The 17,118-nt window shown below is 46.1% G+C and carries 12 protein-coding genes; 2 read left to right on the top strand and 10 right to left on the bottom strand.

Going from position 1 to position 17,118, the window contains the following annotated elements; genetic code table 11:
- Positions 1-6 precede the first annotated feature (6 nt).
- The gene (locus Ami103574_RS13560) at positions 7-1,116 is read right to left on the bottom strand and encodes a PIN/TRAM domain-containing protein (protein ID WP_163067498.1); all 1,110 of its coding nucleotides are present in this window, start codon (positions 1,114-1,116) and stop codon (positions 7-9) included.
- Between the two features lie 79 nt (positions 1,117-1,195).
- On the bottom strand, positions 1,196-1,669 hold the full coding sequence (locus Ami103574_RS13565; protein WP_163067499.1) for a CarD family transcriptional regulator: 474 nt from the start codon (positions 1,667-1,669) through the stop codon (positions 1,196-1,198).
- A 229-nt stretch (positions 1,670-1,898) separates the two neighbouring features.
- Here Ami103574_RS13565 and Ami103574_RS13570 point away from each other — a divergent pair, with 229 nt between their 5' ends.
- Positions 1,899-4,580 (top strand): calcium-translocating P-type ATPase, PMCA-type, encoded by a 2,682-nt coding sequence (locus tag Ami103574_RS13570; RefSeq protein ID WP_246213152.1) that lies wholly within the window; start codon positions 1,899-1,901, stop codon positions 4,578-4,580.
- Here Ami103574_RS13570 and Ami103574_RS13575 read toward each other — a convergent pair.
- Positions 4,577-6,019 (bottom strand): sensor histidine kinase, encoded by a 1,443-nt coding sequence (locus tag Ami103574_RS13575; protein ID WP_163067500.1) that lies wholly within the window; start codon positions 6,017-6,019, stop codon positions 4,577-4,579. The genes Ami103574_RS13570 and Ami103574_RS13575 overlap by 4 nt on opposite strands.
- 6 nt (positions 6,020-6,025) lie before the next feature.
- Positions 6,026-6,697 (bottom strand): response regulator transcription factor, encoded by a 672-nt coding sequence (locus tag Ami103574_RS13580; protein WP_163067501.1) that lies wholly within the window; start codon positions 6,695-6,697, stop codon positions 6,026-6,028.
- 228 nt (positions 6,698-6,925) lie between these two features.
- Here Ami103574_RS13580 and Ami103574_RS13585 point away from each other — a divergent pair, with 228 nt between their 5' ends.
- A complete protein-coding gene (locus tag Ami103574_RS13585; RefSeq protein ID WP_163067502.1) occupies positions 6,926-8,281 on the top strand; it encodes an APC family permease in 1,356 nt (451 codons plus the stop codon).
- 123 nt (positions 8,282-8,404) lie between these two features.
- On the opposite strand, the gene Ami103574_RS13590 is transcribed toward Ami103574_RS13585, so the two are convergent.
- The 6 genes from Ami103574_RS13590 to asnS all read right to left on the bottom strand — a co-directional run bounded on the left by Ami103574_RS13590 (position 8,405) and on the right by asnS (position 16,934).
- Entirely contained in the window at positions 8,405-10,429 is a 2,025-nt protein-coding gene (locus tag Ami103574_RS13590; protein ID WP_163067503.1) for a bifunctional diguanylate cyclase/phosphodiesterase, read from the bottom strand.
- An 11-nt stretch (positions 10,430-10,440) separates the two neighbouring features.
- Positions 10,441-10,653 carry a FeoA family protein gene (locus Ami103574_RS13595; protein WP_163067504.1) on the bottom strand — a complete coding sequence of 71 codons (213 nt, stop codon included), beginning with the start codon at positions 10,651-10,653 and terminating at the stop codon, positions 10,441-10,443.
- A 135-nt stretch (positions 10,654-10,788) separates the two neighbouring features.
- On the bottom strand, positions 10,789-12,192 hold the full coding sequence (radA, locus tag Ami103574_RS13600; RefSeq protein WP_163067505.1) for a DNA repair protein RadA: 1,404 nt from the start codon (positions 12,190-12,192) through the stop codon (positions 10,789-10,791).
- A 170-nt stretch (positions 12,193-12,362) separates the two neighbouring features.
- The gene (locus Ami103574_RS13605; RefSeq protein ID WP_163067506.1) at positions 12,363-14,321 is read right to left on the bottom strand and encodes an elongation factor G; all 1,959 of its coding nucleotides are present in this window, start codon (positions 14,319-14,321) and stop codon (positions 12,363-12,365) included.
- Between the two features lie 188 nt (positions 14,322-14,509).
- Positions 14,510-15,523 carry an asparaginase gene (ansA, locus tag Ami103574_RS13610; RefSeq protein ID WP_163067507.1) on the bottom strand — a complete coding sequence of 338 codons (1,014 nt, stop codon included), beginning with the start codon at positions 15,521-15,523 and terminating at the stop codon, positions 14,510-14,512.
- Positions 15,524-15,536: 13 nt separating this feature from the next.
- The gene (asnS, locus tag Ami103574_RS13615; RefSeq protein ID WP_163067508.1) at positions 15,537-16,934 is read right to left on the bottom strand and encodes an asparagine--tRNA ligase; all 1,398 of its coding nucleotides are present in this window, start codon (positions 16,932-16,934) and stop codon (positions 15,537-15,539) included.
- Positions 16,935-17,118 lie beyond the last annotated feature (184 nt).

Below are 17,118 nucleotides of genomic sequence, written 5' to 3' on the forward strand. Positions count from 1 at the left end.
AAACTTCTATCTCTTTGGTTTTGCAAATATCATGCGGCCTGCGGAAGTTTGCAGGACACTGGTCACCGTTACCGAGATGTTCTGGCCGATATACCGTCTGCCTTCCTCTACCACGATCATGGTGCCGTCGTCCAAATAGGCCACCGCTTGATTGCTCTCCTTGCCTTCCTTGACCAGAAAGAGCTTCATATCTTCTCCTGGCAGCACCACCGGCTTTAAGGTGTTAGCCAGCTCATTAATATTCAGCACTTTTACACCCTTGATGCCCGCTACCTTATTCAGGTTAAAGTCGTTGGTCACTACTTTTCCATTCATAATCTGTGCCAGCTTCAACAGCTTTACATCCACCTCTGGAATTTCGTCCAAGGACTTTTCCGCCGTGGTGTTATAAATCTCAATACCATAGTCTTCCTGAATCTTATGGAGAATATCCAGTCCTCTGCGGCCTCGGTTTCGCTTCAAGCCATCAGAGGAATCAGCAATGTGCTGGAGTTCCAGAAGTACAAATTCCGGAATGACGATATTTCCTTCGATAAAGCCCGTCTTCATGATGTCCGATATGCGCCCATCGATGATGACACTGGTATCTAAAATCTTGGGGGACGCCTCCGCCAGCTTGTTTTTTGACTTTTGTGACTGACCCCCACGTCCTTTAGCTATCACCGCAAGGGCTCCCGTAATGTCTTTAAACCGCTTGGTGGCGATAATAACGCCCAGATAACCCATAATTAAATAAGTGATAACGGTGAGGATCGTCCCCATGTAAAAAAATTGAATGGTGGCATAAATCTGACTCACCAAAAAAGCGATAATCAGACCTACGATTAATCCAAAAGTTCCTGACAGGATGTCATTGGTTGACACCCCCTGCAGATCCGATTCGATTCCCTTGGCCACCTTGACGCTGTGCTTGCCTAAGCTAGGCGTCATTCTAAAAAATATAATTCCAAAAATAACAGTAGAACATAGTGCGGCTCCCGCCAGCTGTGTTTCTGTGAGAATACTCTCCAAATTCGTCCCCGTTAAGGCATATAAAAACTCAGCTAATAAGAACACGCCATAGCCTACTAAAGCGCCTATTACAGAAAATATACTCCTCAATAATTTCTTGATCAATAGTTTTCACCTCCTTTCTCCCCTCTTGCCTCTTTGTTAAAAGAGATTGCTAAACCCCCGACATGCTCTCAAGGCAAAATTATATCGCCTGGTCAATCATGTCGTTGGCCTCCCCCTGACCAATATCCTTTACCAGAATAATCTCGCTAAGCAAAATCTGCCTGGCGTTGGTCAGCAGCTTCTTTTCTCCTGTAGACAGTTTCTTCAGCCTGTCCATGCGGACCAGGTTTCGCACGACCTCTGCTACCTCCAGCACGTTTCCAGACTTCAGCTTCTCCATATTCTCCCGGTTCCGCCGATTCCAATTGCTAGGCATAGTGGTAGATGCTTCCTGCAAAATGTTCAGGACTTCTGTCAGTTCCTCTTCAGAAATAATTTCACGTACACCGATGTTGCCGCTGGCCTCCACCGGAATCATTACCTTCATGTCTCCACAAGGCAGTTTTAAGATGTAGTATTTTCGGATTTCCCCCAAAATTTTCTTTTCTTCTATTTTCTCAATAACTCCTGCCCCGTGCATGGGATATACGACCTTATCTCCTACGATATACATAACATTCCCTCCATTATATAATTCTAGTATATAATGGAGATTGATTCTCTGTCAAGCATACAAATTTTTAATCTTATCACAATGTTTTTTTCATGTCAACCACAAAATAGTGAATTCTATCGCAAATTTTGCAGACTTCTCTCCCGCCAAACAGAACATGCCAATACTCCTTATCATAATCCCTAGGGTTGTCTACATATACATAGAATTAAAGGAGGTAGACAAACTTATGAACTTAGCAAAATTACAGGAGGAAACGCCACGCCATCAAATGCCCTCAGGGCTTACAGAAGATGAAGTGAAATTTTCTCGTGAAAAGCACGGCAGGAATTGTATTACCCAAAAAAAGCGGCAAGGATTTTGGCGTAGCTTCATAGCCAGTTTTGGTGATCCCGTGATTAAAATTCTTCTAGCCGCTCTCGCCGTCAATGTTCTCTTTATTGCCCAGCATGCAAATTGGTTTGAATCCGTCGGCATTGCTTTAGCCATATTGCTTGCCACCCTGGTCTCCACACTTTCGGAATACGGAAGTGAATCTGCTTTTGAAAAGCTCCAAGAGGAAGCCAGCAAGATTCAATGCCGCGTTCAGCGTGCGTCAGGATTGCAAGAAATACCTGTAGATGAAATTGTTGTAGGTGACTTGATACTGCTTCAGGCTGGAGACCGCGTGCCCGCAGATGGGCGCATGTCGCAGGGCCAGCTGGAAGTTGACCAATCCGCCCTCAACGGGGAAAGCAAAGAAGCAAAGAAGCGTCCGGTTCCACTAGGTATCCACGATCCGGTGGAGAACAGCTTTTTAAACCCTGCTTTGGTTTTTTCTGGTACAGTAGTATGTGCCGGTGAAGGGATTATGGAAGTCACTCATGTAGGTGATCACACCTTTTATGGCCACATCGGTACTGAAATTCAGGAAGAAACCCGAGAAAGCCCTCTTCGTCACCGCCTAAACGGGCTGGCTGCCGATATTGGCAAATTTGGTTATATTGCTGCTACCATTTCTGTTCTGGCCTACTTATTTAACAGCATCGTTATCGATAACGGTTTTGACTTGGCTAGAATCAATGACATGCTCTCTTCTTGGCACTTCATGCTGCCCCTGTTGATTCAGGCCTGCACGCTGGGGGTAACCGTGGTGGTCATGGCGGTACCAGAGGGTCTGCCGATGATGATTACAGTAGTTTTGTCAGCTAACATGCGGCGCATGCTCAAAGATCACGTTTTAGTACGGAAACTAATCGGCATTGAAACCGCAGGCAGCCTAAACATCCTCTTTTCTGACAAGACCGGAACCCTCACCAGCGGCAAGCTGGAGGTTGTGCAATTTGCAGACGGAACAGGCCGGCTGCGGAGTCGAGAACAGCTGACACGACAGTCCACAGCCCTATGCGGCATCTTAAAAGACTCTATTCAATACAACTGTGCCGCTGCCTTGGAAAAACAACGAGCCATCGGCGGTAATGCAACAGACCGAGCAGTAATGGAATTTGCCGGGCAGCTTTCAGGGGGGCACGATCATCTGGAGAAGTTTACCTTGTTGCCTTTTTCCAGTCAAGATAAAATGATGATAACAGCTGTTTCGAAAGGCTGGAACGCAATTCTAGTAAAAGGAGCGCCAGAAAAAATATTGCCTCATTGCACCCATTACTACGATGAAACAGGTGAAGCGTGCGTCTTTACCAGCCGCTTTGCCGTGGAACGCATGCTGAAAGACTTCACAGAAAAAGCCATGCGGGTCATCGTCATCGCTGTAGCACCTCCGAAAACCCATACACCAGCTCAGCTGAAAGACTTAACGCTGGTGGGCTTGCTTGCCATTCGTGACGACATTCGCCCTCAGACCCTGAGCGGCGTTGCTCAAGTCCAGCGTGCAGGTGTGCAGACGGTTATGATTACCGGAGACTCTGCGGCCACCGCTACCGCTATCGCCAAGGAGCTAGGTCTGATTCAAAGTCCTGCCCATTTAGTCATCACCTCTGACCAGCTAAAAACCATGTCGGACGAAAAGCTGACAGAAATCCTGCCAGACATTCGCGTCATCGCCCGAGCACTGCCCTCTGATAAGAGCCGCCTGGTGCGAGTTGCCCAAGGCCGGGGATTTGTAGTAGGCATGACCGGTGATGGAGTCAACGATGCCCCTGCCCTAAAACTAGCCGATATTGGCTTTTCCATGGGCAGCGGAACAGAGGTAGCAAAAGAAGCCAGCGACATAGTCATCATGGACAACCGCTTTGATTCCATTGCCAAAGCCATCTGCTACGGCCGAACCATTTTTAAGAGTATCAGAAAGTTCATCATCTATCAGATGAGCACCTGTTTCTGTGCCGTGGGGGTAACCATCATCGGCCCTCTTATCAATGTAGACTTTCCCATCACCGTCATACAAATGCTTTGGATTAACATGGTGATGGATACCCTGTCTGGATTAGCTTTCAGCGGTGAAAAAGCCAGACAAGAATACATGGATGAGGCTCCTAAAAGCCGCAGCGAGGCTATTATCAATCCGTACATGAAAAACCAGATTGCCGTCAGCAGCATATACGCCATCATCTTGTGCCTGGCTTTCCTCAAAAGCTCTTACTTCAGCATGATGGACTCCCAGAGCCACTTATATAGTCTAACTGCTTTTTTTGCTCTGTTTATGTTCTGCACTATTTTCAGAAGTTTTAACGCCAGGACTCATAATTTTAATATTTTTTCTGGAATTTGTTCTAATTTATCTTTTCTCTGGATTATGGGGCTAATTACCTTGGCACAAATGGTTATTCTGTATTATGGCGGGTCCATTTTCCGTACCATCCCCCTCAGCCTTAAGGATTTAATTACTGTTGTATTGCTGGCTTTTACTGTCATTCCAGTAGACTTACTGCGTAAATACTGCATCCGTCACAGCAAATATCCCCAGAGCACCTAGCGTTCTCTGTCCAGTTCAACATAAAAGGTACTGCCTTCGCCTTCCTTGCTCTCTACCCCATAGCGACCGCCGTGGAGCTGCATGATTTCCTTGACAATGGAAAGACCCAGACCAGTTCCCCTTGTAGCCCGCACATGATGGGTACTGGTCTTGTAATACCGCTCCCAAATCTGATTGATTTCTTCCGGGGAAATGCCCATGCCGTGATCTGACACTTCGCAGCGGACGGTGTTTCCCTGAGAAGTGATACGAATATCTACCTCTTTGTCTGCCCCACAGTATTTCACCCCGTTGTTCAACAGATTGGCCAAAACCCGCTTGATCTTATTTTCATCGGCGTTGACCATAGCCGGCTCAGCAGGAACCTCCAGATTAAACTTATATCCGTCTCGGCTCTCATAAACCCCAAGGGAATTAATAATGCTTTGAGCCGCCTCCGCCAAATCAAAATCGCTTTTTTCCAAAGGCGTTACATTCGTCTGAAGCTGAGACAAGTCCAGCAGGTCGCTGACCAATAGATTCAACCGATCGGCTTCCTCAATAATAACTTCCAGATGAGCCCGCCGCTTTTCCGGATTGTCTCCTGACAAGTCCCGAATCATTTCCGCATAGGACTTAACCATGGTTAAGGGGGTCCTCAGGTCGTGAGACACATTGGCGATTAGATCCTTTCGCAGCTCATCGGTCTTTTTCAGTTCTGCCGAAGTCATGTTGAGGGTTTCCGACAACTGAATAATCTCGGTGTAGTGGCCTCCCTCAAAAGGCACCCCATACTCACCCGCTGCCAGCCGTTCCGCCGATTTAGTAATGCTGCGGATAGGCTTGGATATCCGATTAGATAAGTAGATAGACAAACTAAAGGCGATGCTCAGGGAGATGATGGTCACATAAATTAACTGATTCCTCAAAATACCCACAGTAGAGTCCACGGGAAACAGCGGAGAGAAAATGTAAAGAATGACCTTGCTGTCCGCCGTCCTTTCCAAAAAACTAGCATAAGCCAGAGTCTTGCGGTCGCCGTTACCCGGCCCTTTCTCTGGTATTATTACCGAGGCGCTCTGCTGATTATCCTGAAAAAGGAGTTTTCTCACGGTGCTCATCTCTGGCAAATACATATAAATCGGCATCCGTCCCGATTCATTGCCCGGGGAAAAGAGAATGGCATCGTCTGTTTCAATTTGAATGTACATATCGTTGGAGATAGACAAGGATCGGATGGTATCCACAAAGTCCTCTGTACCGTATTTCTCAGCGATAACCGTGGCGATACGGTTGGTCTCCGTAATCTTCATTTCCTGATAATACGTGTTGAGAAAGAAGATTTGCAGCAGCCATAAGAGGGACAGCAGCAGTGCCGCAAAAAGGACGAAGTAAGCCCACAGCTTATAGTTTATGCTGTTTTTATCAAAATGTATCTTTCGCAGTAACCGTGCTTTCATAAATAACTATGCCTCAAATTTATACCCTACCCCTCGCAATGTAACGATAAAGTCTCTGTATGGTCCCAAATTATTTCTTAGATTCTTGATATGGGTATCGATGGTCCGGTCATCGCCGAAGAAATCGTATCCCCAAATATCGGACAGCAGCTTGTCCCGGGACAGAGCCAAGTTACTGTTTTTAGCTAAATAAAATAGCAGGTCATACTCCTTTGGAGTCAGTTCCACCTTCTCCCCGTCTACTTGAACAGTTCTGGCTGGAATGTTGATGGACAAGCCGCTGAAATTGAGTACATCCTGCTCTACCGCCTGCACAGCGGCTTTTCTGGCCAGCACAGCATGTACCCTGGCCATGAGCTCCTTGGGACTGAACGGTTTGACTACATAGTCATCCACCCCCAGCTCAAAGCCAAACAGTTTATCGTATTCTTCCCCTCTGGCCGACAGCATAATTACTGGCGTATCCTTAAACTTTCTCAGCTCTTTACAGGTGGAAAATCCATCCAGCTTAGGCATCATTACATCCAGGATAATTAAGTCGTAATCGTTCAGCTTGCATAGGCCGATGGCCTCCATGCCGTCTGCCGCTTCGTCTACCTGATAATTGTTAAATTCTGCATATTCTTTGATGACCTCTCTTATTTTTATTTCGTCATCCACAACTAATAATTTACTCATAACGTACCTCATCCTATGATTGTTTTTTACACCTTCGCTCTCATGATACCTATCTTAACGGGCAAAGGTGACAGATTTGTGATAAAAGCAAATATATTCTATGTAATTTTACCATATCTCTTGTCGGAATTGATTAAGTTTTTATTGTTTATTTTTTGTCTTAATGCTAAAATAATTTTATTCTGGATTGTTTTTTTAACTAAATTGTGTAAGGAATGGGAGATAAACATGAACACTGAATTAAAAGAGAAATTTGGTCTCTTTACCGCCATCGCTTTGGTGGTTGGCATCGTTATCGGCAGCGGAGTCTTTTTCAAGGCGGAAAAAGTTCTCAACGCCACCGGCGGCGACCTGCCGCTAGGAATTCTAGCCTGGATTATCGGCGGTCTAATCATGATTGCCTGTGCCTACACCTTTGCTGTGATGGCCACCAGGTACCAGTATGTAAACGGAATTGTAGATTATGCAGAGGCAGCCATGGGCAGCACCTACGGCTATTATGTGGGCTGGTTTATGGCCCTGATTTATTATCCTACCCTCACCTCGGTCCTAGCCTGGGTATCCGCCCGCTACACTTGCGTGCTTTTCGGCTTTGATATTACCGGGGGAGCTTGTATGACCATTTCATGCTTCTTTTTAATTGCCAGCTTTGCTCTGAATACCTTATCTCCAGTAATCTCTGGTAAGTTTCAGGTAGCGACCACTATCATCAAGCTGATTCCTTTATTCCTCATGGCTATCATCGGCACCATCTTTGGTCTAAAGAGCGGCATGACGACGTATAACTTCACTACGGTAGTAACTCCGGTGGATACGTCTCAAGGTCTATTTACCGCTGTAGTAGCCACCGCTTTCGCCTATGAAGGCTGGATTGTGGCCACCAGTATTAATGCCGAGCTGAAAGATGCCAAGAAGAATCTACCTATCGCTTTAGTCTGCGGCACATTCATTATTATGGCTGTGTACATCTTGTATTATGTGGGACTAGCTGGTACGGTTACCAACGAAGTAATGATGGCCGGCGGTGAAGCCGGAGCCAAGCTGGCTTTTGAAAATCTATTTACCAGCGTTGGCGGCACCTTAATTTTCGTCTTCGTCATTATCTCTTGCTTGGGTACGCTGAATGGCCTTATGCTAGGCTGTACCAGAGGCATTTACTCGGTGGCTTCCCGAAAGCAAGGACCGGCTCCGGAAATCCTCGGACAGGTGGATCCGGTTACCAATATGCCAGTAAACTCTTCTGTAGTTGGTCTGTTGTTATGTGGCTTCTGGCTGGTATTCTTCTTCGGAGCAAACTTAGCCGATCCGAAATGGTTTGGATTTTTCAACTTTGATTCGTCGGAACTTCCTATTGTTTCCATCTATGGGCTTTACATTCCAATCTTTGTGATGTTGATGAAAAAGGAGAAAGACCTGTCTCCTTTCAAGCGATTCTTCATGCCAGCCTTGGCACTATTGGGCTGCGTATTCATGATTATAGCTGCTTGTTTCTCTCACGGATGGTCCGTTCCAGCCTATTTAATCGTCTTTGCTCTGTTCATGCTGGTAGGAGGCTTTTTCCGCAGAAAAAGAGAAACAGCCTAAGACGGCTATTAAACACAATTGATTTTTTACCCTGAAAAGCAGAAGCCCATTATTTACCACCAGCAATATAAATGGTAAATAATGGGCTCTATTTTTTTTAAATCAGAAATAGTTCGGTGGCTCTCAGCTGCTCATGTCATCAATCAATGCGTCTAATTCCTCCAAAGGAAACGGCCTATAATAATAGTAGCCCTGAAAGACATCACACCCTGACGATTCTAATAGCTTAACATTTTCTGCGGTTTCTACCCCTTCACAAACAATAGTTGTATTCAGCCCTTTTACAAGCTTTATCAGACCAATTAACAAATGCTCTTCCTCTTCCGCCGCGTCTTTTTTCATAAAAGCCCGATCAAATTTAATTTCGTCAAAATTCATCGGGTACAATGCCTTCAAAGAGGAATAGCCGCTGCCAAAGTCATCCATAGAAACCCGATAGCCTTTTGCGTACAAGCAGTCGATAAACCGCTCCGCAGAGTGGATTTCTTTTATGTATGCGCTTTCTGTCAGTTCAAAGGTAATCAGCGAAGTGGGGATGGGGTATTGTTCATGAAGCGCATTTATCCGTTCCATAAAATCTTCCAGCATGGAAAGGTGCACACGAGATACGTTGACGGACATTGGCAGGCTTGCTTTATTCTTTAACTGCCGATTGTAAAGATACTCAAATACCTTCTCATAAACATAGAAATCCAGATTAATGATGTCGCCCGATTGCTCCAATATAGGCACAAAAGTATCTGGTGAAAGAAACATCCCATCTCCTCTCTGCCAGCGGACCAGAGCTTCCGCTCCACAAACCTTCTTATCCCCACAAGAGACCTTAGGCTGTACATAAATCTGAAATTCTTGATTCTCCAGGGCTCGTTGAAAGGAATTTACAATGTCGCTGTGCAGCTTCATGGCCTGATTGAGTTTTTCAGAATAAACGACGATGTGGTTGAAAGCCGATTTGGAATTTTTACGGGCGCAGTCCGCGTTGTTTAGCATAGATTCCACCGATTCGGAAATATCTGAAATGAAATAAATGCCACTGTTTACAATAAAGCGGCTGCCTCGATAAGCTTGATCTACCATGGAAGAAAATTGTATATTCCAGTTACGAATCCTTTCTACAGCTTGTTCTTCTGAAAGCTGTGACAAATCCGCTAAAAAGGCAAAATTATCCGAATATAATCGGTAGGAACATAAGCAAAAAGGCTGCTGATTTAATTCCAGGGCAAACTGACGCAGCAGATGATCCCCTTCTTTGTGACCATACAAATCATTAAAATAGCGAAAGTTATGAACATCAGAGCAAACAAGCGCTAGCCGTGAATTGCTATTGTAAATTTGCAGCACTTTTTCAACAGTAGAAACAAAGGTATCATGACCAAAGGTTCCAGTTAAATCGTTCTTTTCTGCGGCATTCACTCGGTCTGCATCCAGTATTTTACTGATTTGATTTGTCTTCATAAGTTCTCCGGATTTAATCATTTTTTTATTTTCGTACATCCTTTTATCCGCTTCTTTAAGAAGCTCATCCATCAAGTAATAGTGTTCTCTGGTACTGATTGCATAACCACATGCATAACTGATGCGGATGCTGCTGGACCGATTATTTCTCTCTGTCTCCTTGCTGATGCGCTCAAAGAAGTTCAACATGCCCTTCTCTTCACAGTTCTGTATAATCACGATAAACTCATCCCCGCCGAACCGCCCAAGAAAATACTTTTTTTCAGCTGTCTGGCGAAGCAAAGCAACAAATTGCTGAATAAGCCGATCACCTTCTTCATGCCCATAAAAATCGTTGACCTTTTTCAGGTTGTTTAAGTCAAACATGGCCAGCCCGATATCCAATGTACTCTCCCGGCAATCCAAGATGCTCATCTGCTCTACACAAGCATGTTTATTCATAATCCCAGTGATGTCCGTATAAGCATTCCTCTTCTGTACGCGATCAAGGCTCTCTTTGACAAAGATTACAGTCATGGCAGAAGTCCCCAGGAACAGCGTAATAATCTGTCCGTAATAATACACCTTATGTTCTCCCATGGAGATATTGAAGGATAGGGACTCTTTCGATAGGATATAAATCTGGACGATACAGATAAAGGCTATAATGACAGCGTTGATATATGGTAATACAATCGTAGATTTATTTCTCATAGCAGACTCCTTCATTTTAAGATGATCTTTCTTCCAAATTCCTCACCAATGCCAATTCGAGAGCCCTTCACATTTAATAAAATATAGTCATTGAATCGGGATACGACTACAACCACCGTATCGGGAATAATCCCTAGTCCCTCCAAAAAATGTCTTTCTTTCTCTCCCCCTGCAATCCGGGCAATGATATATGGAACACCCACTTTAGCTAATGATAATGGCATAAAGACCTCCAACTAATTGTATATATTATAACAGCGGTTAGCATTAACTAACCGCTGTTATAATATACCATGTTTGTTTTCATTGGTCAAGAAATCTTTGGACAGGCCGAAATCACCAGCCTGAAGCCTGTCTTCCTATTTGCCGGAAAAGGCGGCGATGGCCTCCCGAATGTGAGAGACCCCTACCAGCTGCACCTTCTGAGGCGGCTCCTTGATGGCTTGCGCATTCTTTTTAGGCAGTATAATTCGCGAGAACCCCATGCGGCTGGCCTCTTTAATAATCTTCTCACAGTTCTGTACCGAGCGCAAATCTCCCGTCAAACCGATTTCTCCCAAGGCCAGAGTTCGATGGGAAGCGGCCATCCCCTTATAGGAAGAATAGATTGCCAGCACCGCTGCTAAATCAGTAGAAGTGCCCTCCGGTCTTAATCCTCCCACCACGTTTACATACACATCCTGGTTAATCAGAGATAGCCCTGCCTTTCGCTCCAGCACCGCTAGCAGCATATTCAGCCGATTATTGTCAATCCCGATGGCCGTTCTGCGGGCAAATCCAATGTTGGTTGGGGCCGTCAGGGCCTGAATTTCTAAGATCAAAGGCCGGGTGCCCTCGTATACTGCCGTAGCAATGGCCCCCTCAGCACCATCCTCCATGCCTTCCAGAAAAGTCTTGGATAAGTTCTCGATTTCCACCAAACCCTCCTCCATCATTTCAAAGGCACCAATTTCGCTGGTGTTACCAAAACGGTTTTTAAAGCACCGCAATATGCGCAGCTCTTGATTACGCTCTCCCGTAAAATTCAGTACGCAGTCCACCAGATGTTCTACAATCTTTGGTCCTGCCAAGTCCCCAGACTTGGTCACGTGAGCTACAATGAAGATGGGGATATTTTTGACCTTACCCATCTTCATCAGCTCATTTCCGCAGGCTCGAACCTGGGATACACTGCCGGGTGCGGACTCCAGCTCCGCCGAATACATGGTCTGAATGGAGTCAATGATGATAAACTCTGGTTTCAGCTCCTCCGTAATCTGGATAATGTTCTCCATGTTTGTTTCCGCCAGAATAAACAGGTTGCTGAGATTGCCTTTGCAAACCCGGTCCCCCCGCATCTTAATCTGTTCTTCAGATTCCTCCCCGGATACATAGAGTACCCGCCCGTATCTTTCTGCAATATTGGAGGCCGCTTGAATGATGATAGTGGATTTTCCAATACCCGGTTCTCCAGATATAAGGGTTAAAGAACCTTTCACCAGGCCCCCTCCCAGCACGCGATTTAGTTCCCCGATACCCGTATCAACTCTGGAAAAATTACCAGACTGAACCTCCGAAAGGGGAGCCGCCTTTACGCGAGGGCGACTGATGCCGCTGCCGCTATCCTCAACAACAGTTCGGCTCCTGCTGTCCCGACGGCTGTCCACCGGAAGGACCTTTTCTTCTGCCATGGCGTTCCAGGCACCGCAAATGCACTGACCCATCCATTTGGGCGATTCATAGCCACATTCCTGGCAAACGTATACTGTTTTCGCTTTTTTCATCTTGCACCTTCTCTATCTTTAGAAGTTCTTTTCCTTCTGAACTTACTCTTCTTTTTCTCAATTCTCGAATTCCATCTATACCAGATTCATTCCTTATAAGTATACCTCAGCCCCTGACGAAAACCAACGAAAAAGGAGCAATTTCTTGCTCCTTTTTCTATGATATAGCCTTAGGACTCGGTTTCTTGTTTATGCTTAGCAATAATCTTTTCTGCCATGTGCATCGGTACCTCTTCATACCGTTCAAATCGCTGGGTAAAGGATCCTCTAGCCTGAGTCATCGCCCGCAAGGACACGGAATAGTCGAAAATCTCCGCTTGGGGTGCTTCTGCCAACAGCTTCTGACCGCCGCCCTGCACCGGTTCCATACCTAATATCTTTCCTCTTCTCTTGTTCATGTCTCCCATGACATCACCCATGTATTCATCTGGCACAGTAATCTCCAGATGCATAACTGGCTCCAACAGACAAGGCTTAGCTTCCACGATACCTTTTTTGAAGGCCAGGGAGGCGGCAATCTTAAAGGACATTTCGTTGGAATCCACATCGTGGTAAGAACCATCATAAAATACAGCTTTAACATTTACTACCCGGCAGCCGGCCAGAGGGCCCTTTTGCATGGACTCCTGCAAGCCCTTTTCTACCGCAGGCACATAGTTCTTCGGTACGGAGCCGCCAAACAGCGCTTCCGAGAACTCAAATTCCTGATCCGATGGGGAGAATCGGATGTGCACATCACCATATTGCCCTGCTCCGCCAGACTGCTTCTTATGCTTACCCTGTACGTCCGATTGGCCTTTAATGGTCTCCCGATACGCAATCTTCTGCGGTACTGTCCTTACAGAAACACCAAATCGGTCTTTCAGCTTGGCGATAATGATGCTCAACTGGATCTCACCCTGGCCCCCTAGAAGGGTCTGGTGGGTTTCCGTATTTCTGCTGATAATGAAAGATGGATCTTCCTCTCTCAGCTTGTTCAGCCCCGTACCCATTTTTTCCTCATCGCCCTTTTCAGCTGCCTCAATAGCGATGAAATACGTAGGCTCCGGATAATCCAGCGGAAGATAGCGGATGATATCGCTCTTATCGCAAAGGGTATCTCCCGACAAGGTATACTGCAATTTTGCCACGGCTACGATGTCTCCGGCCTCCGCGTAATTCAATTCCAGCTGGTTTTTTCCTCGCAGGAAGAAAAGCTTGCCCAGTTTCTCCGCCCGACCTGTCCGCTCGTTGAGGACTTCTGTTCCAGAATTAATCTTACCCGTAACAACCTTCATAATGGAAATCTTACCCACAAATGGGTCTACGATGGTCTTAAATACAAAGGCAGACATGGGAGCATCTACCACTGAAAGTCGTTCAATATGCTCATTCTGATCATTAAATCCGAAATATGGACCGTGCTCCAGCGGCGTAGGTACGTATGTAATCAGCAGATCCAAAAGACCTTCAATGCCGTGACCCAGGGAGAAAGCGGAGGAACACACTGGTACGATAACCCCATCGGCGATGCCCCGTCTCAGCCCTGTGCGAATCTCTTCATCTGTAAAGTCGTCTCCGTTAAAATACTTGTCCATGAGGCTCTCATCCGTCATGGCGATCGCTTCTTTTAAGCCTTCGTCAATCTCCGCAGAGAGCGGCCAACTAAAAGGGATTAATGTATCTCCAAACTTTGCTTTCAATTCATCAAATGTTTTATAAAAATCAAACTCATCCTTATCTCGCTTATTTATAACAATAAATCTTGGTTTCTTATAGCGTTCGCAAGCCTTCCAGGCCTGCTCGGTACCTACCTGAATCCCGGAACCTGCATCAACCAGAATTACAGCGGCTTCCGCAGCTCGAAGTGCCGCATTGACTTCACCGATAAAGTCTAAGTAGCCCGGCGTATCGATAAAGTTAATCTTGCTGTCTTTCCATTCGACCGGAACTACCGACGTATTAATGGAATACCCTTTTTCGATTTCCATCTTATCGTAGTCGGATACGGTGTTTCCATCTTCAACTTTGCCCAGCCGGTTGATGACGCCGGTTTCCAGCAGCGCTGATTCCAGCAGCGTGGTCTTACCGCAGCCGCCGTGTCCAACAAGTGCAACGTTCCTGATCGTATCGCTCGTATAGCCCTTCATAAATAAGTCCTCCCCAAAATTATTTTTTGATAATGAGTCATCTTGTATACATTCATTACCAGTTCATTATACCATTAGAGACTATATATGGCAAATAAAAATCGTCAGAATATTTGATTTATCTGACGATTTTGCTGTAAGCCTTGCAAGCAATGAGCTCTGGGCTTTTATTCTTTTTTGCGTAACACCTATGCGTCTCTGGTCAGTTCTCCCCGGATATCCGTCTCCATAAGCAGCTTGATTTCCCGCTCTTCCTGATGCCGACTGAGCAAGTAGTAAAGCTTGGTGACGGCAGCCTCCACGGTCATATCGAAGCCGCACAGAGCCCCGGCCTCCGCCAGATTCTTGCTGGTTTCGTATTTGCCGATGGTGGCTGTGCCCCGGTGGCATTGAGTGCAGACGATGATGTAGGTCCCGTTCTCCTTAGCCTTCTGGAGCATCCGCAGCATGGAATCATCATTCTGAGGAATGTTGCCAGCGCCAAAGGCTTCAATGACAATACCTTTAAGCTTATCCGTCATGATGTTTTCAAAGATTTCAAATTGAATCCCCGGAAAGATTTTCAGCACGGCAATCTGGTTATTGGTAAACGGGCAGAAATTCAGCTCTCTGGCCTCCCGGCGGATTTGCTTCTGATTGATGGTAATATTAACCCCAGCCTCAGCTAAAGGTTCGTAGTTGGGGGAATCGAAAGCAATCATGGTATCCGAGCTGACCTTCGTAGAACGGTTGCCCCGTATGAGCTTGCCGCCGAAATAGATGCAAACCTCCGGTATCCCATAATCTGCTGCGATCATCATCGAGGTAATCAGATTCTCCCGGGCATCATTGCGCACTTTGCATAGAGGAATCTGCGAACCGGTAAGAATTACCGGCTTAGACAAGCCTTGAAGCATAAAAGACAAGGCAGAAGCCGTGTAAGCCATGGTATCCGTCCCGTGCATGACCACAAAACCATCGTAGTCAAAATACCGCTCCCGGATATCCGCCCCAATCTGATTCCAGTTGTCTACCGTGATGTTGGAAGAATCCAACAAAGGGCTGTACTCAATCAAATCGTAATCCGGGATTTCTGGGTCTTTCAGTTCCTGCATGCTCCCCAGAGTCTTTTTCATGTAACCGGGAGCCGGAGCATACCCGTAAGCCGTTTCCTCCATACCGATGGTGCCCCCGGTATAAATAATGCAGATTTTTTTCTTCACCGCTGTTCTCTCCTTAGAATTCAGCCGTCTTCGGCGTTCTCGGGAACGGCAGAACGTCCCGGATGTTGCTCATGCCGGTAACGTACATAATAATCCGCTCAAAGCCCAAACCATATCCGGCATGCTTCACGCCGCCGTACTTTCTTAAATCCATATACCACCAGTAATCCGCTTCGTCCAGGTTCATTTCCTTCATGCGGGCACAGAGCACATCATATCGCTCTTCCCTCTGACTGCCGCCAATGATTTCACCGACTCCTGGTACCAGCAGGTCGCAGGCAGCCACGGTCTTGCCGTCGTCGTTAATGCGCATATAGAAGGCCTTGATATCCTTTGGATAATCGGTAACGAACACGGGCTTTTTAAAGATTTCTTCCGTGATGTAGCGTTCGTGCTCCGTCTGCAAATCGATTCCCCACTGAACCGGATACTGAAATTCCTTACCGGATTTCAGCAGCAGGTCCACCGCTTCCGTATAGGTGACGCGGACGAAATCATTGCTGACGATGTTATTCAACCGATCGATCAGGCCCTTATCTACAAAGCTGTTAAAGAACTCCATCTCTTCTGGTGCATGCTCTAACACGTAGTTAATGATATATTTAATCATATCCTCTGCCAAATCCATGTTGTCCGCCAGATCGGCAAAAGCCACTTCCGGTTCAATCATCCAGAATTCGGAAGCATGTCTGGCGGTGTTGGAATTTTCCGCTCTAAAGGTTGGGCCAAAGGTGTACACATTGCGGAAAGCCATGGCGAAAGTCTCCGCCTCCAGCTGTCCGCTTACAGTAAGGCTGGTTTCTTTACCAAAAAAGTCCTGGCTGTAGTCAATATTTCCGTCTTCTCCCTTGGGCAGATTTTCCAAATCCAAGGTGGTGATGTGGAACATCTCTCCAGCACCTTCCGCATCGCTGCCGGTAACGATAGGCGTATGCACATAGACAAAGTGCTGATCTTGGAAGAACTGATGAATAGCATAAGCCACCAAAGACCGTACCCGGAATACAGCTGAAAAGGTATTGCTTCGTGGCCGCAGATGAGCAATTTCCCGCAGGAATTCCAGGCTATGCCGCTTTTTTTGCAGGGGGTAGTCCGCTTCTGATCCAGCCTCAATCACTACTTCCGCCGCCTTCAGCTCAAAAGGCTGCTTGGCTTCCGGTGTCAGGACCAGCGTGCCTCGAACCATCAAAGCTGCCGCTATAGGGGCCTTGGCAATTGCATCAAAATTATTAATCATATCCTGCTCGTATACCACTTGAACGGATTTAAAAAAGGAGCCGTCATTCAGCTCGATAAATCCAAATTTATTGGAACTTCTGTTCGTTCGCACCCAGCCCCGCAAGGTAACTTCCTGTCCAGCATAGGTTTCTGTCTCTCTGTAAAGCTCTCTTATCGTCGTATCTTTTCCCATCTTTACCAACTCCTCGATTTTTCTTTCTGCCCAAAAGGCTATATGCATTTATTGTATAGGAAAATACCCCCTTATGCAAGGGCTATCCTTTGAAAAGTATCTTGACAATCAAATTCAATGGAAAATAGCCCCTTGCGCAAGGGGCTATCTTCTATTATTTGTGTATCTGTCAAATTTATGTGGG

Source organism: Aminipila butyrica (assembly GCF_010669305.1).
In the GTDB taxonomy this organism is placed as follows: Bacteria; Bacillota; Clostridia; order Peptostreptococcales; family Anaerovoracaceae; genus Aminipila; species Aminipila butyrica.

What these genes read in the sequence shown, in the direction of transcription:
- Ami103574_RS13565 (WP_163067499.1), bottom strand. Translation starts at nt 1,669, where the DNA reads ATGTATATCGTAGGAGATAAGGTCGTATATCCCATGCACGGGGCAGGA.
- Ami103574_RS13605 (WP_163067506.1), bottom strand. Translation starts at nt 14,321, where the DNA reads ATGAAGGGCTATACGAGCGATACGATCAGGAACGTTGCACTTGTTGGA.
- Ami103574_RS13595 (WP_163067504.1), bottom strand. Translation starts at nt 10,653, where the DNA reads ATGCCATTATCATTAGCTAAAGTGGGTGTTCCATATATCATTGCCCGG.
- radA (WP_163067505.1), bottom strand. Translation starts at nt 12,192, where the DNA reads ATGAAAAAAGCGAAAACAGTATACGTTTGCCAGGAATGTGGCTATGAA.
- Ami103574_RS13575 (WP_163067500.1), bottom strand. Translation starts at nt 6,019, where the DNA reads ATGAAAGCACGGTTACTGCGAAAGATACATTTTGATAAAAACAGCATA.
- Ami103574_RS13570 (WP_246213152.1), top strand. Translation starts at nt 1,899, where the DNA reads ATGAACTTAGCAAAATTACAGGAGGAAACGCCACGCCATCAAATGCCC.
- Ami103574_RS13590 (WP_163067503.1), bottom strand. Translation starts at nt 10,429, where the DNA reads ATGAGAAATAAATCTACGATTGTATTACCATATATCAACGCTGTCATT.
- Ami103574_RS13585 (WP_163067502.1), top strand. Translation starts at nt 6,926, where the DNA reads ATGAACACTGAATTAAAAGAGAAATTTGGTCTCTTTACCGCCATCGCT.
- asnS (WP_163067508.1), bottom strand. Translation starts at nt 16,934, where the DNA reads ATGGGAAAAGATACGACGATAAGAGAGCTTTACAGAGAGACAGAAACC.
- Ami103574_RS13580 (WP_163067501.1), bottom strand. Translation starts at nt 6,697, where the DNA reads ATGAGTAAATTATTAGTTGTGGATGACGAAATAAAAATAAGAGAGGTC.